A 19,772-nucleotide genomic window follows, 5' to 3' on the forward strand; every position below is an offset into this window, starting at 1 on the left:
TCGGCACGACCGTTGGCGAGAATCCAGATCCAATGGCAGCAGCACCCGTAGCAGTCACCGCAGCGCAGGGCGAAGACTTGCACTTGATGCTTCTGATGTCCCTGCGGCTAGCGCGCATGAATGCGGTCGACCATGTTGATATGTCAGTCCACCGGATCGCCTGCCCTTGCGAGGCTCGAAGAGCGGGCTCACGCGATTCCAGGTGCAGAGAATGATGGCGGCGCGGGCTGGCATGGCGATAAATTATTGTATGTCGGGCAAGCATGCACCTTGGCGATGTTGCTACCCCCCAGCCCGGCGGGTCAGCAGGCCTGAACAGGCTTGCCTGTCACCTATGATGCGTCGTCCGCGTGTCGGCCCTGTGGTTGGGGGCGGGGCGCGAAGGCATCGGTGGGGGCGTGGCTCATGGCCCTCTTTCATCCCTGGACTCTCTCGTCTCAACCCGAATGAGCAACCCCAACGTGCGCCCCGCGCGCTGCCTGATTACTGGTGCAACGGGCTACATTGGCGGCCGCCTGTGCGAGCGCCTGGCCGCGCAGGGGCAACAGTCCTTTGTTGCCATGGCCCGCGGGGCGGTTGGGGCGGCGGGTCTGCGGGCCAGGGGCTACCAGGTCGTCGAGGCCGACCTGCTCCAGTCAGGGCAGGTTGCCAAGGCGCTGCGGGGCTGCGATGCGGTCGTCCATCTCGCGCTCGCTGGTCGAGGGCCGGAAGCAACCCGTCGCCTTGTCGAGGCCGCCATTGCGCAGAAGCTGAGCCGCTTCATCCACATCAGCACCATGTCGGTACATGGCCCGGCTCCGGGACCCGAGGCGGCACGGGAGGAAACGGCCCGTATCGGCCGTTATGGCAACGACTATTCCGACGCCAAGGCCGAGCAGGAGGAGATCGTCCAGGCGGCCATCGATCGCGGCGATCTGCCTGGCGTCATCTTGCGGCCGACCGTCGTCTATGGCCTGGGTGGGCATTTCGAGCTCGAGGTCATCAGGCAGGCGCGCGCGGGCGAGGTGACGCTGTTCGACGGCGGGCAGGGCATCTGCAATGTGGTCTATGTCGATGACGTTTGTGACGCCATCGACGCGGCGCTGTGGCGCGACGAGGCCTTGGGCCAGGCCATGTTCATCAACGCGGACCGTGTCGTCTCATGGGGCGAGTTCATCCGCCGCTTTGCCGCGTTGGTGGAACCGGCGCCGCGCTTCAATGACATGTCTGCGGCCGAAGCCAAGCGTTACTGGGTCGAGCATCCGCCCGAGCCGATAGGAGGCCTGTCGACGCGGCTGCTGCGCAAGCTGAAGCGCCTGGGGGGCTGGCAGCCACCGGTAGCGCCCTGGCCGCCGCTGGGTCGCGTATTGCGCGAGACCTTCCCGATTGCCTTCACGAACGACAAGGCCAAGCGACTGCTCGGCTGGTCGCCGCGTGTGGATTTCGAGCAGGGCCTTGAGCTGAGTCGCGCTTGGCTTCAGTCCCAGGGGCAACCCAATCGATGAAGCCGCGGGTGGTGATTGTCGGTGCCGGCCTGGGTGGTTGCATGCTGGCTCATGGGCTGCTGGAGTCGCACGATGTCACCCTCATCGAGCGTGGTACCGAGCCCGTCGACCCGCGTTATCCGGTCGTCGACGTCGGCCGCCCGGCGGTCACCGAGCCGCATTTCGGCACCGGCCTCGGAGGCTCCACGCAGCTCTGGCACAACGGGCTGATCGAGATCGACGAGGAGATCTTCGCCACGCAGTGGCCGCTTCCCAAGTCGGCGCTGGACCCGTTCTACGAGCGAGCCTTCCCGCTGCTGTCGGGCATACAGATCGGGCAGGTGCGTGAGGCCATCGAAGCGCTGCGTCGACTCTATGTCGAACTGGGCGTACCCGAGGGGCTGCTGCAAGGCTTGTACTACCCGCAGTGGCCGCGCAACGTGTGGAAGTCGCTTGGCTTGGAGGGGCGGGTCAAGATCGTGCGGGGTGATGTCGTCGATTTTCAAACGAATGCCGCCGGCGCGATCGCCAGCCTCGCTGCCGTGGAGGACGGCCAGCAAAAGCAGATCGATGGTGACATCTTCGTGTTGGCAGCCGGCGGCCTGGGGTCGCCGGCGCTGCTGCAGAAACTTGCGGCGCGGCTGCCGTTGCCGGGCCTGCGGCATGCGGGCTGCCACTACGAAGACCATCCGATGGGCTTCGTCGGCGAGGTGGAGGTGACGGTGCCGCTGTATCGGCTTTGGAACTATCGCGTGCCCGGCACCGACGGAAATCTGCGCCTGCCCTTCGTCGTCAAGCGCGGCGGTATGCATGTGTCCTTCCAGCTCAGGCCGGCGGCTAGCTATTACCGCGAGAGCCGCCGCGAACGAGTGGGCAGCGTCCTGAACGAATTGCGACGCAACCCGTGGAACCCGCTGCATTACTTGAAGCTGCTGCGGCATTGGGATGATGTGCTGGACATCCTGTCCTTCAAATTTGGCATCCGTCTTCCCACCCGAAATTACACGCTGCTGATGTGCGCCCAGATGCCTGCCGCCCCCGAGCTGTCGATCTGGGGCGAGGAGGGGGTTCTCAAGCGCCGCTGGCAACTGTCGCAGGACTACCAGCGTGACCTGGGCGATTCGGTGCGCGATGTGCTGGCCTGGCTCGCGCCGGTGACGCGGCGCTCCCGGGAATTCCCAGGCTGGCTGGATGAACTGCGAACCGGGGCCCATCACTCCGGAACCGCGCGGATGTCGGAGGCAGCCGAAAGCGGTGTTTGCGACGCGGATTGCCGCGTGCATGGCTTGCCCAATCTTTATGTGTGCGACGGCTCGCTGATTCCTGCCAGTGGCATCGCCAACACCGGCCTCACCATCGCTGCGCTAGCCCTGCGCCTGGCCGAACACCTGCGTTCACGAACCGCTTCCTACTCATGACTCTGAGCATCGGTCTTATTGCCCGCACATTGAACGCGCCGCATTTGCGCGGCACGGGCCGTTATGTCCAGGAACTGCTGAAGAACACCGGCGCTGGCGACGGCGTGCGTTGGACCGCCTTCGGTGGCGACCCGTCGCAGCCCTTTCGCGTGCCGGCCTGTCTGCAGGGGCGGGCCGAGGTGTTCGACTTCCGGGGCGACCGCTTCCACCTTTGGGAGCAACTCGGCTTGCCGCTGCGCCTGCGTCGTGGTGGCATCCAGCTGCTGCATGGCGCCGAAAACACGCTGCCGGTCTGGCAGCCGGTGCCGTCCGTCGTCACCATCCATGACACCGTGTTGTGGGCCGAGGCCGGACAGGGCATGCCGAATCATCGTTACCTGCACAATACACAGCGTCTGGCGTTGCGTCACTGTGCCCATGTCATCACGATCAGCGAGTCATCCCGGCGCGATATCGCGCAGCGCTGGCCCTTCCTGTCGGACCGCCTGACCGTCATCCCGCACGGCATTGCGGACGACTTCTTCGGCGATCTGCATGCGCCTTTGCCTGCCGTGCTGCGCAAAGCCCTCGGCGACTCGCCCTATCTGCTTTATCTGGGCGGGGCGCAGGCGCGCAAGCGCTTCGACTGGGCATTGGAGTTGCTCGCTCGCAGCGGCCGGGATGATCTGCACCTCGTGGCTTGTGGCTTTGGCGCCGGCACCGCGCCGCTGGATCGCATTCCCGAATCACTGCGCAGCCGCGTCCACTTTGCGCCTTTCGTGGAGGACGGCGAGCTCGTCTCGCTGTATCGCGGCGCGCAGGCCGCGATCTACCCGACCCTCTACGAGGGCTTCGGCTTCCCGGCCGTCGAGGCCCAGGCGGCTGGCACGCCGGTGCTCTTCAGCCCGGTCAGCAGCCTGGTGGACCTGGTCGGCCCGCTGGCGTGGACGAACGAAGTGGAGGATTTCGATGGCTGGCTCGCGTCATTGCGCGAGGTGCTGGCCTTGCCGGCGCACGCGCGCGCCGAGCGGGCGGCCGAGGGCGCCGCTTGGGCGCGGCGTTTTTCCTGGCGCCGCAGTGTCGAAGCGCATTTCGCCGTTTATCGCGAGGTGATCGAGCGCACTGGCAAACGGCGCTAGGCGCGGTGGCCGACAAAGCTTGGCCGGTATTTGCCTGTGCGCCACAGCCGCGTCCAGGCAGCGGACGACAAGGCCGATCTTCAACTGCTGCGCCTCGCGTCGGGCAGCCAGGAACGCAGCAACAGTTTCCAGCCGAGCCAGTGGCCGGGCCGCACGCGCAGTGCCTCGCGCGCGCTGCGCCGTGCGGCATGGCGCTGGCCGGCTTCCAGCTGGGCGTAGGCAAACTCGCTCCAGCTCCCCGCCAGTCCGTTGCGCACCGCTGCTGCGTCGGCTTGGCGGCCGTCCGGTCCGGCCAAGCCCCAGACGTCGAGCGCACGCTGCACCACGCGGCCGCGATAGTTGTCGCTCGGCATGCTGCGCGTGATGCTTGCCGGATGCTGGCGATACAGCGCCAATGGGCGCGAGACGCGTTCGATGGAGGTCACGCGCGAGGTACGCAGCCATAGGTCGTAGTCTTCGCCGATGCGTAGCTCGGTGTCGAAGACGCCTGTCTCGTCTAGCAGGCTGCGCTGCACCAACACGGTGGAGGTCCAGACGACGCAATCCAGCAGCAGTTCCGGGTACAGCCAGCCGGTCGCACCGGTCCACTTCGCCGCTTGGCCGGACTCGGCCGCGAGATGTTGTAGCAGGGCAGGGTCGGGTTGCGGCTCGGCGCTGGTCCAGACGTACCAGGCGGTGTAGCTCATGCGGCATCCCTGAGAGGCTGCAATGGCCTCGAACTGCGCGCTCAGCTTGCCGGGCAGCCAGATGTCATCGGCATCGCAGAACGCGACCCAATCGCCGGTCGCAGCTGCGATGCCGGCATTGCGGGCGGCGGCCACACCGGCGTTGGCGCGGCGAATCAGCCTGACCTGCGGGAACTCGCGCTCGATGCGTGCCACCGAGTCGTCGGTCGAACCGTCGTCCACGACGATGACCTCGAGTTCGGCGCCGGTCTGCCCCAGCACGGAGCGCAGCGTAGCGGCAATGTAGGGCTCAGCGTTGAAACAGGGTATGACGACGCTGACGCGATGCAGGGCGCTCATGCGTTACTGGGAGGCGTCGGAAGGGGCGGAGTCGGGCTGGGCCGGTGCCGAGGCGGCGTCGACCGCGGGCTTAACCCAGCGGCCAACGGAATTGAGCCGCTTTTGCAATTCCGGGCTCGGGAAACCTAGTTCCATGGCCCTGTGCGCCTGGGTGAGCGCCTTGCCATATTCCTTCATGTCGAAATACAGCATGCCTGCGTTGAAATGGGTGAATCCATTGTCCTCCGCTTTTTCTACCACCTGATCAATAATCTTCAGCGCTTCTTGCGTGCGATTTCGAGAGATCAAGAAATTCGCATATTGCATGCGAAACACAAGATCATCCGGCACGAAGCGGATACCCCGAAGGAAATAGCATTCCACTGACATTGCTGCTGTCGAAACCGGATCCTGCTTCAGCTTCTCCGACAAACGCATCATCGAGACGATCGCGCGCGGATGATTGGGAAAGGCGCCCAATGTGTAGCTTATGTCTCCGCCAGGTGGTCCTGTCATGCCAGCGCGCAATGACTCGACCTGCGGTGTGAAATGATGGTCCTCGACAATATCGCGCCGCCCCTGATTCGCGGTCCGATAATCGAATGGACCGTAGTGACTAACTGGATATTGACCGCAACCGGGCGGAGCCGGCGCCTTGTTTTCCGTAGCTGCATGGGCGAGTTGCCCCGACAGCGCCAGTCCGAGGAACATGCCCTGTAGCGAATGCGATAGCAGGCGGCGCATATCAATTTGAATGAACATATTTTTTGCCATGCCAATGTCCCAGCGTTTGCGGATCTGATTTTCGACTCTCGGAGCGTTGTCTTGCCGGCCTGTCAGAGCAGGAACAAGCCCAGGGGCACGCAGGCCTTTCCCAATCCATGAGCGTGATCGTCATCTTCCGTCAGGCCGTGCGCCAGTGGGATTGACGAGGCCGACCTTACTTGATTTTCCCTGCGCGCTTCAGGGACGCAAGGGGTCAAGGCAACTGATAGACAACGACCTTGCGGCCTGGACCCGCCAGCTTGCGGTAGATCGAGGCCGGCAGCCGTTGCTGCAGACCCAGCGCATCCACCAAGCCAGTCAGCGGCTTGTCGGCCTCCTGCCGGCTCCAGAGCATCTTCCAGTCGGGCTGGGGGCTGTAGCGTCCCGCTTCGGTGTCGCTCTTGATCGACTTGTTGAAGCCGCGCCGCGTATTCTCGGCGTAGTGAAAATACTGCTGGGCGCCGCCTTGCGGTGGGCCGACGACGAGGCGGCTGCAATCCTGGCCGGACCAGCGGCAGAAGTAGTACGCACGCCGCGCCGTCTCCGGATCAACGCTCAGCGGTCCCGTCGACTGGGCCAGATAGCCCACGAGCATCCGTTCGCCGAAGCGCGGATTCTTGTCGTCCAGGCTGATCAGCAGCAGATTAACGGCGAGGAACAGGGCGGCGGCGATGAGCAACAGCGGCTTGCGCGCCGGCCACAGCGCGAAGCGGGCCCAGATGGCGACAATCAAGGCCAGCAGATAGGCCACGACCATGAAGTAGCGCGTCAACAGGACCAGGTCGCGCAGCAACACGGCCGAGAACAGGAACCAGCCGAGGGCGAACACGGCGAACAGGCGGGCGGCCACCAGCGGTGCGCTCATATCCCGGCGGTGCGTGACGCAGCACCACCACAGCGCGGGCAGGCTGAACCAGCCGAGCAGGCTGAAATCGTGATGGGTCAAAAACATCAGCAGGGGATCCAGCGCCTGATGCACATGGAGCGTGCCGCCCTGGGCCAGCTCGAACACGCCGACTCTGACCCGGTCGCCGTTGAGCGGGGCGAGGCCGGCACCGCCGGCGGCGATCGGCGCCAGCATGGCCAGGCGGTAGAGCGGATTGCCGGCCGCGGCCCAGTAGTACAGGCATTCCAAGCCGATGGCGCCCAGGAATCCGATGGCCATGATCCAGTACTGGGCGCGCGGGATCCGGTAGCCGGCCAGGAAGAGCAGGAGGAAGCCGATGATCAGGCCGCCGGTGACTTCATGCGCGCCGAAGGCCAGCGCGGTGCTGGCCCCCGCCGCGACCAGCAGGCCGAAGCGTTGTTCGCGCTGCGTGGCCAGCCAGAACAGCCAGACCGCCGCGGCGACGAAGAACAGCTCGGGCAGATCGGCGGACGGAATCGTCGCCCGCGTGGCCAGCAGCGGCAGGCTGGCCATCAAGCAGCAAGTAAGCGTCGCGAAGCCGGCGCCGACCAGCCGCGACAACATCGGCAGCGTCAGCGTCAGCGTCAAAAGCAGGTACAGACAGGTGCTCAGCACGATGCTGAACTCCGATTCGCCGAACAGGCGGATCATCAGGCCGATCGGCAGCGCGATCACATAGCGCGAGGTCGCGAAGTCCGGCCCGACATATGGGAAGTGCGTCGCCCAGCCGGCGCCGGCCTGCGCATAGTAGCTGTCGTCGCTGGCGATGAAACCGGTCCAGGCCAGGCAGAGCATGGCGGCTGCGAAGACCCAGACCGAGGTCAACTGAGCGAGATGGGGGGAGGGCTGGTTCGGTGTCGTCGCGGTGTTTGACATGCGCTTGTCGGATTCTCTAGTCGATTCACGGGCGGACGGGCGGGAGCGCGGCGTCCCGTGACGAGGCCGCAGAGCCTCGTCGCCCATCGCTTCTTCTTCGTCGCGGGGCGAATCGGGCTGCCGACGGCTCCTCCTGCAGCCTGGGCGAGGCCCGCGGAGCATAGCCCAAGGCCCGCTCGAATTGGGCACCGCCCCCGCGCTTAGGGTGTTGCCGCATCGAGGGCCGGGAAGAATTCTCCGTATCATCGCCCGGGGCGTCCGAAGCAGTCTGTGCGGCGACCTTCGTCATCGCTCGAGTGGGGCCTCATGAGACTTTCGGAACTGGCGGCTGGGCGCGACAACAATTTCAATCTGATCCGCCTGATCGCCGCCGGCGCCGTCGTCTTGGGCCACAGTTTCGTGCTGAGCAGCGGCACGGTCAGGTCCGACCCGCTGTGGCGGCTGGTGGGCATGGAAATCGGGACCGTCGCCGTCGACGTTTTCTTCGTCATCAGCGGCTTCCTGGTCACGGCCAGTCTGCTCGGCCGCGACAGCTTGGTCGACTTCTTTTGGGGGCGGGCGCTGCGGATCTTTCCGGGCCTGTGGCTGATGCTGCTGCTGTGTGTCTTCGTGCTCGGCGTCGGCATGAGCACGCTGAGCGCGGCGCAATACCTGGCCGACCCGCGCACCTACCGCTACCTGCTGAAATGCGCGACGCTGCTCGGCGGCGTCGAGTTCCGCTTGCCGGGGCTGTTCGAGAGCAATCCCTACCACGGCGCCGTCAACGGCTCGCTCTGGTCGATGCCTTACGAGATCAAGATGTATCTCGGCCTGGCACTCATCTGGGCGGGCGCGAGCCTGCTGAATCGCAGGTGGCGGCAGCGCTGGCTGGCCGCGGCGGCCGTGCTGGCCGTCATCGCCGCCGTGTTGCATGCGCTGTTGGACGGTGGGCAGGGCGGAGTCTGGCGCAATCACTTCGTCTGGCTGGCCGGCATGTTCGCCAGTGGCGCCGCGGCTTATCTGCTGCGGGCTCGTATTGTGCTGAGCACGCGGCTGCTGTTCGGCGGCCTGGCCCTGCTCGGGCTGGGCGCCCTGCTCGGGGGGCGTGTCTTCCTCCTCTCCTATCTGCTGACGCTGCCCTATCTGATCCTGTACCTCGCTCATGTGCCGGGCGGGAGGGTCCGCAAGTTCAACCGGCTCGGCGACTATTCCTACGGCCTCTACATCTACAGCTTTCCGGTCCAGCAACTGTTGCTGGCCCTGCTGCCCGGGCTGTCGGCCGCGCAGCTCTTTGCCACGTCCGCGAGCTTGGCGCTGATGCTGGCTGCGGCCTCATGGCATGGCTGCGAACGCCCGGCGCTCGCGCACAAGCCTGCGATGGGCCTGCTAACCCGCCGGCTCTGGTCGGGCTGCTAGCCCGGGCCGCTCCCCACATCGTTGCCCTTCATTCAAGGCCCAGACTCGTGAGCGCTCCCCAGATCACTTTTGCGATTCCGTTCTATGGCAAGGTCGATTTCCTCGATCGCGCGCTGGCCAGCCTGCTCGCGCAGGACTTCGGCGACTGGCGCGCCATCGTCGTCGACGACTGCAGCCCGACGGACGAGGCCCGCCGGCTGGTGGAATCGCTGGCCGACGGCCGCATCGAGTATCTTCGTAACGAACGCAATCTTGGCCTTGCCGGGAACTGGAACCGCTGCGTGCAGCTGGCGCGCACGCCCCTCGTCACGCTGCTGCATGGCGATGACGAGTTGATGCCTCACTATGCCCGCCAAATGGTCGACGCACATCGGCGCTGGCCCGATGCGGCGGCCGTGTTCTGCGCGGCCGCCATCATCGATGCGAAGGGCCGGCCGATGTTCTCGTTCCGCGACCATGTAAAGCGCTGGCTGCTGCCGGCCGCGCGGGAGCCGTTCGTGCTGGAAGGGCAGGCCGGCGTGAGCAGCCTGCTGCGTGGCAACTTCATCATGTGCCCGACGCTTTGCTACAAGAGAAGGATCTTCGAGGCGTTGGATTTCTCTGCGCGCTGGCGCATGGTGCTTGACGTCGACTTCTATCTGCGCGCCCTGATGCAGGGCTTACGCCTGGTCGGCATACCCGAGGTCGCCTATCGCTATCGCCGCCATTCGGAACAGGCTACCGCCGAGGCCGAGCGCAACCTACGCATCTTTACAGAGGAAATCGCGCTCTGGCATGAGACCGCCGATCAGGCGCGGACACGAGGATGGCAGACCTCGGAGCGCCTCGCGCGGCGGATGCACATCATCAAACTGCAACTGCTGTATTACATCGCCGGCGACATTCTGAAGCTGAGGCTCGAGTCGGCGGGCAAGAAACTCGGGCTGCTCGCTGGGCTTTATAAGCCGTAGCTCCTCGAAGTGAGAGTTGAGCGACCGACGCATCGCTTTAAGTCAAGCGGGGGCAATACTACAAGGCAGTTCATCCATAGCGCCCTTTGGAGTTAGCCCCTGAACTATTAAGCATGGCTGGTACTTTGCCGACGGCTACGAACTCGTTGTACTTGAAGAAGCGGCCGAAAGATCGCGGCAGTGGAAAGGAGTAGCTGCGCTCGGGGCTAATCCCTAGCGCTGCCAAGCTGCGTGTCAATGCCTCGAAGTCCATGAACTGCACATGCGTTGCGTCGCTCGCGTAGCCAGCTTCCTGCGGGCAAATTAATACTACTTGGCCACTCGGGCGAACGAACGGAAGATACTCGTTCAAAAGGGCGATACATTCGTCCTCATGCATGTGCTCAGCAACATGCGACAGCAAGAGGGAATCGAAGGTTCCGCATCGTGCATATGGTGATTCCATGAACTGGGCCGGTGTGAAGGCCCGATAGCCGCGAAGACGGCTGGTCTGAACGGATTGGTCGTTATGATCTACGCCGACGCCGTTGCCATCGAGATTGCGCAAGTTTCTGCCGATGCCGCAGCCCAGATCCAGCACAAAGCCGAGCCGCAGGCGTTGGAGATTCCAGCGGTAGGGCAACTGGACAGGTATGAGGCGTTTCCACCAAATGCCCTCCTTGCGTTGAAGTTCACGGGTATAGCTGACCGACTCGGTAGACATGCGCCCTCCCGGAGGTGCATCGACATCGATGCGTTGACGAAGGATGTTCTGCGATCGGCGTGGAAGATGCAAGTCATTGAAGACTACGGATCTCTGCTCAACTAGCCGCATATTCGTGAAAATCGTCCGCCACGAATTGGTCGTGGCCGATCGTTTCTTCCATAAGGTAGATTTTGTCCAAGCCGCGCATTTCAATCGTCACGCCGTCCTTTAACCAGGCACCATTTATAGAGAACACGCTGCGCAGCGTGCTCGAGCAGCAGGGCGACTTCGAGCTCGAGTACCGCGTGCTCGATGGCGGCAGCACCGACGGCACACTGGACATCCTGCGGCGCTACGAGGGGCGGCTGCACTGGAGCAGCGGTCCGGACAAGGGCCAGGTCGATGCGATCAACAAGGGCCTGCGAGCGGCCAGAGGCGACATCGTCGGCTGGGTCAACAGCGACGACGTGCTGGCGCCCGGTGCGCTGGCCAAGGTGGCGGCGGCCTTTGCGGCCCGGCCCGAGGCCGAATGGCTGCACGGGCGCTGCGAGATCATCGACGCCGACGATCGGCCGATCCGGCGCTGGATCAGCCGTTACAAGCATGCGCGAGCGCAGCGCCATTCGCTGGAGAACCTGCTGACCGAGAACTATGTCAGCCAGATGACGACGTTCTGGCGGCGCCGGGTCCACGGGGAGATTGGCTATCTGGACGAATCGCTGAAGCTGGCCTTCGACTATGAGTTCTGGCTGCGCCTGGCCAAGCGCGGCGCGCCGATCTATCTAGAGGACCAACTGGCAAGCTTTCGCTGGTACGAGACCAGCAAGAGCGGCGCCCAGTACGACAGGCAGTTCGCCGAAGACATGGCGATCGCCGGCCGTCATCTGCCGGCCGGCCGTCGGGCCATCCTGCTCCGCAAGAAGCTGAAGAGCGCCGGCATCGTCCTCGTCTACCGCTCGCTCGGACTGTTCCGCCGCATGCGCGGCGCCTGACCATGAGCGACAGCCTGGCCGACGAGCGCTACAACGAGACGGCCAGGCATTTCGATCTGCAGACCTTGCCCGCGCTGCTGGGCCGCTTCATTCCGCCAGGACCGCTGGCCTATGGCGATTCGACTGCGGCGACGGTCCGCTGTTCGCGCTGCTCGACCGGCGTGGGCATATCGGCGTTGCCCGGCGGGTCTTCGCAATCGACCTCCAGCCCGATCGGCTGGCGCGCGTCAAACGGCGCTTCCCCATGTGGAGACGATTGCCGGCCCAGCCGACGCCGTGCCCGGCATAGCCGACGGCGCGCTGGACTTCGTCGTCTCGGCGATGGTGATGGAGCATGTGCCCGACGAAGCCGCCTACCTGGACGAGATCTCCCGCGTGCTGCGGCCCGGCGGCCTGGCCTACATCACGACCGTCTACAAGAAACGCTGGGCCTGGTACTTCCGTCGGCGCGATGGTGAGTGCGTGCTCGACGCCACCCATCTGCGCGAGTATCTGGATCTGCCCGCCTTCGACGAGTCGCTGATGGGCGGGCGGCGCTTCGGGCAGCTGCGCGCGAGCTGCAGCCGCTGTGGTTCCGCTTGCTCGATCCCCTGCTGTTCCGCCTGCCGGGCTGTGCGGCGGCACTGGGGCCGCGGCTGCTGTCGCTTGCCCGCTGCCGCGGGTCAGGATTCCCGGCTATTTCGGCCTCGAAGTGATCGAGCAGAAATAGCGGGGACGGCTCAGTCCTGCGGCGGTGGCAGCTGCGCGGCGGGCGTGTGCCCCTGCAGCAGCCGGTTCCTGAGCCGGCGGCCGAGCTGGCGCGGCCGCCGCGGCACCGAGGCGATGTCGTGGCCAAGAAAGGCCAGCACGAACTGCAGCCCCATCAGCACCGGCAATGCGGCCAGCATGACGGTGCCGGCCGGCGTCGGGATGCCGCTGTGGGCCGATTGCACCCAGTGATAGATGCCGAAGCCGCCACCCAGCATTAGCAGCAGCAGGCCGAGCGGCAGTTCCAGCGAGGCCAGCGATAGGTCGCGCAGATAGTAGTTGTAGAAAATTCGCTTCAGGCAGTTGCGCAGGTGCTTGAAGAGGAATTCGCCGACGATCTTCGAGATCTTCAGATTGCTCACCTCGTCGGCATAGCGTGCGTCCATCGGGACGTCGACGACGACGGCCTTCAAGGTGCCGAGCCGGAACAGGATGTCGGTCTCGAAGAAATAGCGGTGGCTGATCTTGCCGAGCGGCAGCAGGCGCGCGACCTCGGCATGGATGGCCGTGTAGCCGTTGGTCGGGTCGAACAGATTCCAGTAGCCGGTCGACAGCTTGGCCATCAACGACAGCACCGCATTGCCGACGAGGCGCATCGGCGGCATCGCGCGGATCTTCTCGAGATCGTAGAAGCGGTTGCCCTTGGCATAGTCGGCCTCGCCGGCCAGCAGCGGCGCGACGAACAAGGGAATCAGCGTCGGATCCATCTGCCCGTCGCCGTCGACCTTGACGATGATCTCGGCCCCGTCGGCGATCGCGGCCATATAGCCGGCCATCACCGCGCCGCCGACGCCTAGGTTCTCTGCATTGCGGAGGACGCGCACGCGGGGATCGCTGCAGTTGGCCGCGACATGGTCGCCCGACTGCTGCGGGCAGCGGTCGTCGACGACGTAGATAGCCGAGACCTCCGGCCCGATGGCGGCGATGACGCCGAGCACATGCTCGCGCACCTTGTAGCTCGGAATCACGACGGCGATCGCGGCGTCTTGCGGGTTGGCTTGCATGGTGAATCGGGGCTGATGTTGAACGTCTCGAATTCAGGGCGTCGCGGCATCGCGGCCGGCGGCGCGCTGCGGCCGCAGCACGCTGAGCCACAACAGGGTCCAGACCAGCAGCAGTTGCAGCAGCAGCGTCGCCATCTGGTTGCCGACGATCAGATCCAGAGAAGAGGAGCGCAGCAGGTAGAGCAGCAGGCCCAGCAGCAGCGCGACCAGCGGGGCGGCGAGGCCGGCCCCGGCGCGCCAGGCGATCTGCGCATGCAGGCCCAGCGCCGTCAGCGAGAAGCACAGTGCCGCCGGTGCCAGCAGGCGCAGTTGTGGGGCGATGCCGCCGAAGCGCTCGCCGAAGAAGAGCGCGATCAAGGGCTCGGCGAAAGCTTCGATCAGCAGGGTCAGCAGGCCGCCGGTGCCGAGCACGGCCAGCGCCGCCATGGCCAGCGCCCGCGTCCGTTGCGGGCCCGGCGGCTTGGCTAGAAAGCGCGGGTAGGCCAGGGCCGTGATTGGATAGGAGGCAAAGAAGACCAGCTTGGCGATCGTTGCGGCGGCGGCATAGTCGCCGCCGACGGCGGGGTTCAGGTACTGGATCAGCAACTGGTCGAGCGTGAACGGCGCGAAGCCGAGCACGAAGACCGCCATCGAACGCAGGTCCAGGCGCAGCGGAGCGTGGCCTACCGGCCGCTCGTCATCGCCCGAAGCGGCCCGTCGGCAGCCCAGATAGGCAAGCACGAAGATCAGCGCGTAATTGGCGGCGTAGCCGGCGATCGCGGCGCTGACACCGAGCCCCAGCAGCATCAGCGGCCAGCCCAGGCCGATGCGGGCCAGCGCTCCCCAGCAGGCCAGGCTGGCCTGCGACTGCACATTGCCGCTGCCGACCAGGGCGCCGGTGCTGGCGCTGCCGAACACCATCAGCGCCAGCGTCAGCGCGCACAGGCCGATCTGCAGCGGCTCGATTTGGACATGCCGGCCGATCAGCAGGCCGGCGATGCCGAAGCCGAGCATGCCAAGCAGCGCCATGCGCAGGCCGATCCGCAGCAGGTAGCGCAGTGTGTCGCGGTCCAGCCGCTGGCGGACGATCTGCGTCGCGGCGACCTGCAGCGAACTGGCGAGGAAACCGCCAATCGTGATGACACCCAAAAGTGCATTGAAGACGCCGAATTCGGCCGCGGCCAAGCGCCGGCCGGCGATCAGCAGATAACAGTAGGACAATAAATTAGTTACTGCGAAAACGGTGAAGAAGCGTGCGGCTGTGGCTAACTGGAGTTTCCAGCGCGCGATCTTTGCACTCGAACGCAATGGGCGCGTAGTGAACATGGACATGACGTGCTGGATCATCCGCTCAGAGTCGACGAAAGAAATGGCCCGATATTCGAGGCGTTTGAAACCGTCGGGCGAGCCTATGCGGACGGCCGCAAGCGGAGAAACTGATGAGGGCCTGCGTTGTAGTGGGCAGAACAGCCGGCGTGGTCAGATGCGCCATCGGGAGCCCGATTGATTTGTAGAAAGGGCTGCTCATGGCGGCGTTTGCGTTGGCAGAGCGGGCACGGCCCGCTTTGCCAGGGAATGGGTCTTTCGAAAACCAAGTTTGTCGAGCATGTACTTCACGCGCCGGGCAATGGATTCCCGACCGAGGCCAAGCAGCCCGTGCCGCGTACGCGGGTTGTACGCGACGATGCCCCAGCGTTCACGACGCTCGGCCATCCAGGCGCGCTTGTAGTCGTCGTCGCCGATCAGATAGTCGATCTCGGCGATGCCATCGCGGTCGATCGCCTGCTCCATCAGCATGGCGGTCAGCAGGGTGCCGGGCGCATAGCTCTTGAAGTCCTCGTGATAGGCCAGCTTGTAGATGTCGGCCTTGCCGTTGGAGACGATCCAGATCTGGGCGGCGATCGGCTGCTCCGCGAGCCAGGCAACACCCAATCGCAGCCAGCCCCGCTCGGCACACATGCGGATCAGGCCGCGGACAAAGTTCGGGTAGGGCTCGTCGGTCTTCCAGCTGGCCCTGTAGACCTGTTCGTAGGCGGCGATGCCGGTTTCCAGCTCCGGGCCCTCGCAGATCAGCTGCAGCCGTCCGCCGGCGGCGGCGAACTTCTTGCCCATCCGCTTGATTGTGCTGCGCACGGCGCCCTCGCGCGTGGCCAGATAGGCGGCCCAGTCGGCGTCCACGCGCTGGAACCAGTTGCCGAAGCAGAAATACTCGTAGGCAAAGAAATGGGCCTGGCGCAGCCCTTCGAGCAGTAGCCGGTAGCCGCGCGATTGCGGGTCCATCGGGGAGAAGCGCAGCGAATCGAGCGGCGCGTGGCGCTTGCGCACGAGATCCAGCAGTTCCGCGACATCGGCCTCGCCGGCTGCATCACTGGCCAGCGGCTCGTAGATTGCCGTGTAGTAATTGCTCAGCGAACTGGCCCGCCAGCCTTTCTTCGGGCGGCTGAGCAGCATCGGCAGCACCAGCCGTACCTGCCCCTGGCGTTGCAGCACATAGATGAACACCTGCGAGCGATCCGAGAAGACCGCATCGACCAGCGTTCGATACCAGTAGACGCCATGCTCGATGTAGCGCCGTTCCGCCTCGTCGAACAAGGCCCGTGCCGACGCCGGCAACTCGTCCGGATGGTGGTAGGCGCTGATGGCCGCCGCTTGCGTCATGTGCAAGCCTGCGCCAGCCACTGCAAGGTCAGTTCCTCCACCTGTCGCCTGGCGCTCGCATTCGAGAACGTGTGATCGACACCGGCCAGCTCATGCCGCCGCAGTGTCGGACGACTCAGGCATTGCCTCCAGGCCGGCGTGAGCGCATGGTCGACGAACTCCTTGGCGACATAGTCGTCCCCGCTCAGCAGCAGCAGCACTGGGCCGGCGAAGTCCTTCCAGGCCTCGAGCATCCGCTGCTGGTAGCTGCTGCCGGCCATCGTCCCGGTGTTGCTGCCACGGGCGAGGCGCAGATTGCCCAGCAGCTCGCGCAGCGCCTTCGTCGCGACGCCGCCGCGCAGGAACTTCAGCCAGAAATCCTTCTGCAACAGACGCTGGCCGTAGTAGTGGCGGACCTGCGTGCGCGCCAGGCTCGCTTCCGAGCGGACCCAGGGATTGAGCAGGCACAGACCGGTGACGCGAGGGTCGGCGCGCGCGTGCAGATAGAGCAGGGCAGCCGAGGCTCCGTCGCAAAGCCCCCATAGCGCAAGCCCGCGCAGCCCCGGCCCATCGGCCAGCAGCGCGTCGATCGCTGCCGCCACATCGGCATCGACGGCCTGGAAGTCCCGCTGCGGTCCTTCGCTGTCGCCCATGCCGCGATAGTCGAATCGCAGCACGACATGGCCTGCCGCGGCCAGCGCACGGGCCAACAGCACGAATTGCCGATGGCTGCCGGCGCGGTACTGCGGCCCGCCGACGATGATGATCACGGCTTGCCCGGAACGCGGGCGGCCGGCTGGCGGTTCGCTGACTATGCCCTGCAGCGCTTGGCCAACGCAGCCGAAAGAAAGCACGCGTTCGGCATAGCCGCTCATGCCGGCTGCTCCACCCGCGTCTGCAACGCGGACGTGGTCGCGCTCAACAGGGCCGGCGCCTCCTCGATCTCGGTCGTCTGCCAGAAGGCTGGGCCCTTGATCAGGCGGGCGTCGAGCTGCCAGCCAGCATCGCGCCAGCGGGCCTGTGCCTGTTCAGCGACCGGGCTGAAGCGCGGCTCGGCCTGCGTCGACAGCTCCAGCCAGACCAGGCGGCCGTCGGGGGACGCCGGCGGCGGCAGCAGCTGGGCGCGCTCCAAGCCCTCGGCCAGGCGCGGTGCGAGGCGGTAGCCGGCGATCTCGAGGGCCGTGCCGGTCGCCAACTGCTGGCGTAGATCCTCCATCAGACCTTTGCCCGCACCGCTCATCATCTCGGCGGCCACGCGCATGCGCAGGAACTGCTGCAGCAACTGCTTGCCGCTCGTGGCGGGCTGCCAGAAGCAGAAGTTGACGGGCTCGTCGAGGCCATCCGTTGCTTCGACGGCCAGCAGGCAGCCGGCGCGCAGCCCCCACAGCCACGGCGGCGCGGCGGCATGGGCGGCATCGCGCTCGCGCAGCCAGCGGGAGGCCAGCCGCACATCGGCGACCCAGGCGGCCCAGCTGGCGTCGCCGAAATCGCCGCTGCTGTCCCCGCAGCCGAGCAGGTCGATCTGCAGGACGCTGAAACCCGCCGCGGCCAGTGCGCGCGATTGCAGCGCGGCCATGCGGCGCGATTTGTTCATCTCCTCGGCGAAGGGGTGAACATAGACGACGCGGCCGCGCGGGGCCGGGCCATGCGCGCGGTGGAACAGGCAGAAGCGCTGGTCACCGTCCGGGCCGACGGGCAGGAAGAAGGCTTCGGGGCGCGGCGTCAAGGTCGGCCAGCCGGGTGGGACGTCAGGCGGCCAGCTTGGCGGCCACGAAATCGGTCAGCGAGCCGACGGTGGCGAAGGTCTCGCCGTCAATCTCGTCGTCGTCGACGGTGAGGCCCAGCTGTTCTTCCAGGCTGGTGATCAGGCTGACGACGGCCATCGAGTCGAGTTCGGGAATGGCGCCCAGCAGATGGGTGGAGCGGTCGAACGCATTGGCGCGGCCATTCAGGCTCAGCACCTCGTCCAGGATTCGTAGCACTTGCTGTTGGGTGTCCATGTGTCTTGGCTGTCTTGCGGGCGCGGGCGACAGGGCCTGCGCAACAGGGGCCGATCTTAGCCGCAGGGGCCTGGGCGACCGGCCGCCACTTCCCCCTCAGATCGGTGTATTCCTGCATGGTTTACCCCGCTCGTTCCGGGTTGCCGCCGCAGCGGGGCAGCGCAGGGCCTGTGCGATACTTTTTTCGATCAGCCCGCTTCCCTCCAAGGCCCCAAGAGCATGCCCGAATCGACCCAGCTGAACGAACTGATCTCCAGAGCGGCCGAATGGCGTGCGGCCGAGCGGGCGCTGAGCCATGGCCAGGCCAGCCTCAGCTACGCCGAACTCGACGCCGGCGTCCAGGCCTTTGCCAGCGGGCTGATGGCGCTGGGCATCCAGCGCGGCGAGCGGGTCGCCATCTATCTGGAAAAGCGCTTCGAGACCGTCATCGCCAGCTTCGGCGCGCCGGCGGCCGGTGCCGTCTTCGTGCCGCTGAATCCGCTGCTCAAGCCCGAGCAGGTCGGCTTCATCCTGCGCGACTGCGATGTGCGCGTGCTGGTCACCTCGCCCGACCGCTATGCCTTGCTGGCCGAACAACTGGGCGGCTGCGAGGCGCTTCGCCATGTGCTGCTGACCGACGAGCCGGCCGCCGCCGTGGCCCCGGCGGCGCTGGCGCTGCACCGCTGGGGCGAACTGCTGCAGGCGCCGCGGCGCGCCGGCCATCGCGTCATCGACACCGATATGGCGGCCATCCTCTACACCTCTGGGTCAACCGGCCGGCCCAAGGGCGTGGTGCTGTCGCACCGCAATATGGTGGCCGGCGCCAAGAGCGTGGCCAGCTATCTCGAGAACAACGAGCACGACACGCTGCTGGCCGCGCTGCCGCTGTCCTTCGACGCCGGTTTCAGCCAGCTGACCACCGCCTTCCACTGCGGCGCGCGCGTCGTGCTCTTGAACTACCTGCTGCCGCGCGACGTGCTGAAGGCCTTGGAGCGCGAGCAGGTCACCGGGCTCACGGCGGTGCCGCCGCTGTACATCCAGCTGACCCAGCTGGCATGGCCGGCGGCCATCAACGAGCGCCTGCGCTATTTCGCCAACACCGGCGGCCGCATGCCGCGCGAGACGCTGGACGCGCTGCGCGCGCGCGTGCCGGCGGCCAAACCGTTCCTGATGTACGGCCTGACCGAGGCCTTCCGCTCCACCTATCTGCCGCCCGCCGAGGTCGATCGCCGGCCCGATTCGATCGGCCGCGCGATCCCGAATGCCGAGATCCTGGTGCTGCGCGAGGACGGCAGCCCCTGCGCGCCCAATGAGCCGGGCGAGCTGGTGCACCGCGGCGCCCTGGTCGGCCTGGGCTACTGGAACGATGCCGAGAAGACGGCCGAGCGCTACAAGCTCCTTCCTGCGGGTTCACCGGGGCGCGAAGGCGGCCTGATGCTGCCCGAGTACGCGGTCTTCTCCGGCGACACGGTGCGTATGGACGAGGAGGGCTTTCTCTACTTCATCGGCCGGCGCGACGAGATGATGAAGACCTCGGGCTACCGGGTCAGCCCGACCGAGGTCGAGGAGATCCTCTACGCGAGCAAGCGGGTCGGCGAATGCGTGGCCTTCGGCGTCGACCATCCGACCCTGGGCCAGGCGATCCAGGTGATCGCGACGGCGCCGGCCGGTGCCGCCGAGCTCGACGTCGCCGCGCTGCTGGCCGACTGCCGCCAGCGCATGCCGGCCTATATGGTGCCGGCCGGCATCGAGGTCCAGGCCGGCCCGCTGCCGCGCAATCCAAACGGCAAGATCGATCGCAAGCTGCTGTCGACCGCCTGGGTCGAACGCAACCCGCTGAGCTGAACTACCAC

Annotated in this window: 17 protein-coding genes and 1 pseudogene; 8 read left to right on the forward strand and 10 right to left on the reverse strand. The window is 66.0% G+C overall.

What is annotated here, in order from left to right:
* The first annotated feature begins 446 nt into the window (after nucleotides 1-446).
* The 3 genes from QWJ38_RS09280 to QWJ38_RS09290 are packed head-to-tail and all read left to right on the forward strand — an operon-like array spanning nucleotide 447 to nucleotide 3,999.
* The gene (locus QWJ38_RS09280; RefSeq protein WP_290358763.1) at nucleotides 447-1,484 is read left to right on the forward strand and encodes an NAD-dependent epimerase/dehydratase family protein; all 1,038 of its coding nucleotides are present in this window, start codon (nucleotides 447-449) and stop codon (nucleotides 1,482-1,484) included.
* On the forward strand, nucleotides 1,481-2,881 hold the full coding sequence (locus QWJ38_RS09285; RefSeq protein WP_290358764.1) for a GMC oxidoreductase: 1,401 nt from the start codon (nucleotides 1,481-1,483) through the stop codon (nucleotides 2,879-2,881). Before QWJ38_RS09280 ends, QWJ38_RS09285 begins: the two co-directional genes overlap by 4 nt.
* Nucleotides 2,878-3,999 carry a glycosyltransferase family 4 protein gene (locus tag QWJ38_RS09290; protein ID WP_290358765.1) on the forward strand — a complete coding sequence of 374 codons (1,122 nt, stop codon included), beginning with the start codon at nucleotides 2,878-2,880 and terminating at the stop codon, nucleotides 3,997-3,999. Before QWJ38_RS09285 ends, QWJ38_RS09290 begins: the two co-directional genes overlap by 4 nt.
* 80 nt (nucleotides 4,000-4,079) lie before the next feature.
* On the opposite strand, the gene QWJ38_RS09295 is transcribed toward QWJ38_RS09290, so the two are convergent.
* From QWJ38_RS09295 to QWJ38_RS09305, 3 genes are all read right to left on the reverse strand, one after another.
* Nucleotides 4,080-5,024 (reverse strand): glycosyltransferase family 2 protein, encoded by a 945-nt coding sequence (locus QWJ38_RS09295; RefSeq protein WP_290358766.1) that lies wholly within the window; start codon nucleotides 5,022-5,024, stop codon nucleotides 4,080-4,082.
* Nucleotides 5,025-5,027: 3 nt separating this feature from the next.
* Entirely contained in the window at nucleotides 5,028-5,777 is a 750-nt protein-coding gene (locus QWJ38_RS09300) for an ABC transporter permease (protein ID WP_290358767.1), read from the reverse strand.
* A 205-nt stretch (nucleotides 5,778-5,982) separates the two neighbouring features.
* Nucleotides 5,983-7,638, reverse strand: a complete 1,656-nt coding sequence (locus QWJ38_RS09305) for an ArnT family glycosyltransferase (RefSeq protein ID WP_290358768.1) — start codon at nucleotides 7,636-7,638, stop codon at nucleotides 5,983-5,985.
* A gap of 183 nt (nucleotides 7,639-7,821) precedes the next feature.
* On the opposite strand from QWJ38_RS09305, the gene QWJ38_RS09310 reads away from it, so the two are divergent.
* Nucleotides 7,822-8,946 (forward strand): acyltransferase family protein, encoded by a 1,125-nt coding sequence (locus tag QWJ38_RS09310; RefSeq protein WP_290358769.1) that lies wholly within the window; start codon nucleotides 7,822-7,824, stop codon nucleotides 8,944-8,946.
* Between the two features lie 47 nt (nucleotides 8,947-8,993).
* Entirely contained in the window at nucleotides 8,994-9,896 is a 903-nt protein-coding gene (locus QWJ38_RS09315) for a glycosyltransferase family 2 protein (protein WP_290358770.1), read from the forward strand.
* Between the two features lie 70 nt (nucleotides 9,897-9,966).
* Here the strand turns inward: QWJ38_RS09315 and QWJ38_RS09320 are convergent, their stop codons facing one another.
* A complete protein-coding gene (locus QWJ38_RS09320; RefSeq protein WP_290358771.1) occupies nucleotides 9,967-10,599 on the reverse strand; it encodes a class I SAM-dependent methyltransferase in 633 nt (210 codons plus the stop codon).
* 173 nt (nucleotides 10,600-10,772) lie between these two features.
* Between QWJ38_RS09320 and QWJ38_RS09325 the strand changes: the two genes are divergently transcribed.
* Both QWJ38_RS09325 and QWJ38_RS24020 read left to right on the forward strand, forming a co-directional pair.
* The gene (locus QWJ38_RS09325; protein ID WP_290358772.1) at nucleotides 10,773-11,573 is read left to right on the forward strand and encodes a glycosyltransferase family 2 protein; all 801 of its coding nucleotides are present in this window, start codon (nucleotides 10,773-10,775) and stop codon (nucleotides 11,571-11,573) included.
* A 111-nt stretch (nucleotides 11,574-11,684) separates the two neighbouring features.
* A pseudogene (locus tag QWJ38_RS24020) lies at nucleotides 11,685-12,053 on the forward strand (methyltransferase domain-containing protein); the annotation flags it as partial.
* Between the two features lie 239 nt (nucleotides 12,054-12,292).
* Here QWJ38_RS24020 and QWJ38_RS09330 read toward each other — a convergent pair.
* The 6 genes from QWJ38_RS09330 to QWJ38_RS09355 all read right to left on the reverse strand — a co-directional run bounded on the left by QWJ38_RS09330 (nucleotide 12,293) and on the right by QWJ38_RS09355 (nucleotide 17,940).
* Nucleotides 12,293-13,324 (reverse strand): glycosyltransferase family 2 protein, encoded by a 1,032-nt coding sequence (locus QWJ38_RS09330; RefSeq protein ID WP_290358773.1) that lies wholly within the window; start codon nucleotides 13,322-13,324, stop codon nucleotides 12,293-12,295.
* A gap of 33 nt (nucleotides 13,325-13,357) precedes the next feature.
* On the reverse strand, nucleotides 13,358-14,524 hold the full coding sequence (locus QWJ38_RS09335; protein WP_290358774.1) for a lipopolysaccharide biosynthesis protein: 1,167 nt from the start codon (nucleotides 14,522-14,524) through the stop codon (nucleotides 13,358-13,360).
* A 303-nt stretch (nucleotides 14,525-14,827) separates the two neighbouring features.
* Nucleotides 14,828-15,895, reverse strand: coding sequence for a GNAT family N-acetyltransferase (locus QWJ38_RS09340; RefSeq protein ID WP_290358775.1), 1,068 nt, complete (start codon nucleotides 15,893-15,895; stop codon nucleotides 14,828-14,830).
* A 62-nt stretch (nucleotides 15,896-15,957) separates the two neighbouring features.
* Entirely contained in the window at nucleotides 15,958-16,815 is an 858-nt protein-coding gene (locus QWJ38_RS09345) for a hydrolase 1, exosortase A system-associated (RefSeq protein ID WP_290358776.1), read from the reverse strand.
* A complete protein-coding gene (locus QWJ38_RS09350) occupies nucleotides 16,812-17,666 on the reverse strand; it encodes a hydrolase 2, exosortase A system-associated (RefSeq protein ID WP_290358777.1) in 855 nt (284 codons plus the stop codon). Before QWJ38_RS09350 ends, QWJ38_RS09345 begins: the two co-directional genes overlap by 4 nt.
* Nucleotides 17,667-17,688: 22 nt before the next feature.
* Nucleotides 17,689-17,940, reverse strand: coding sequence for an acyl carrier protein (locus tag QWJ38_RS09355; RefSeq protein ID WP_290358778.1), 252 nt, complete (start codon nucleotides 17,938-17,940; stop codon nucleotides 17,689-17,691).
* 219 nt (nucleotides 17,941-18,159) lie between these two features.
* On the opposite strand from QWJ38_RS09355, the gene QWJ38_RS09360 reads away from it, so the two are divergent.
* Entirely contained in the window at nucleotides 18,160-19,764 is a 1,605-nt protein-coding gene (locus QWJ38_RS09360; RefSeq protein ID WP_290358779.1) for an acyl-CoA ligase (AMP-forming), exosortase A system-associated, read from the forward strand.
* Nucleotides 19,765-19,772: the final 8 nt, after the last annotated feature.

Origin of the sequence: Roseateles violae (assembly GCF_030410485.1) — a bacterium.
Classification (GTDB): domain Bacteria; phylum Pseudomonadota; class Gammaproteobacteria; order Burkholderiales; family Burkholderiaceae_C; genus Roseateles_D; species Roseateles_D violae.

Bases quoted from the DNA above. Each gene is read 5' to 3' on its own strand.
- QWJ38_RS09360 (WP_290358779.1), top strand. From the start codon at position 18,160: ATGCCCGAATCGACCCAGCTGAACGAACTGATCTCCAGAGCGGCCGAA.
- QWJ38_RS09305 (WP_290358768.1), bottom strand. From the start codon at position 7,638: ATGGGCGACGAGGCTCTGCGGCCTCGTCACGGGACGCCGCGCTCCCGC.
- QWJ38_RS09345 (WP_290358776.1), bottom strand. From the start codon at position 16,815: ATGAGCGGCTATGCCGAACGCGTGCTTTCTTTCGGCTGCGTTGGCCAA.
- QWJ38_RS09300 (WP_290358767.1), bottom strand. From the start codon at position 5,777: ATGGCAAAAAATATGTTCATTCAAATTGATATGCGCCGCCTGCTATCG.
- QWJ38_RS09355 (WP_290358778.1), bottom strand. From the start codon at position 17,940: ATGGACACCCAACAGCAAGTGCTACGAATCCTGGACGAGGTGCTGAGC.
- QWJ38_RS09290 (WP_290358765.1), top strand. From the start codon at position 2,878: ATGACTCTGAGCATCGGTCTTATTGCCCGCACATTGAACGCGCCGCAT.
- QWJ38_RS09330 (WP_290358773.1), bottom strand. From the start codon at position 13,324: ATGCAAGCCAACCCGCAAGACGCCGCGATCGCCGTCGTGATTCCGAGC.
- QWJ38_RS09295 (WP_290358766.1), bottom strand. From the start codon at position 5,024: ATGAGCGCCCTGCATCGCGTCAGCGTCGTCATACCCTGTTTCAACGCT.
- QWJ38_RS09280 (WP_290358763.1), top strand. From the start codon at position 447: ATGAGCAACCCCAACGTGCGCCCCGCGCGCTGCCTGATTACTGGTGCA.
- QWJ38_RS09320 (WP_290358771.1), bottom strand. From the start codon at position 10,599: ATGTCTACCGAGTCGGTCAGCTATACCCGTGAACTTCAACGCAAGGAG.
- QWJ38_RS09285 (WP_290358764.1), top strand. From the start codon at position 1,481: ATGAAGCCGCGGGTGGTGATTGTCGGTGCCGGCCTGGGTGGTTGCATG.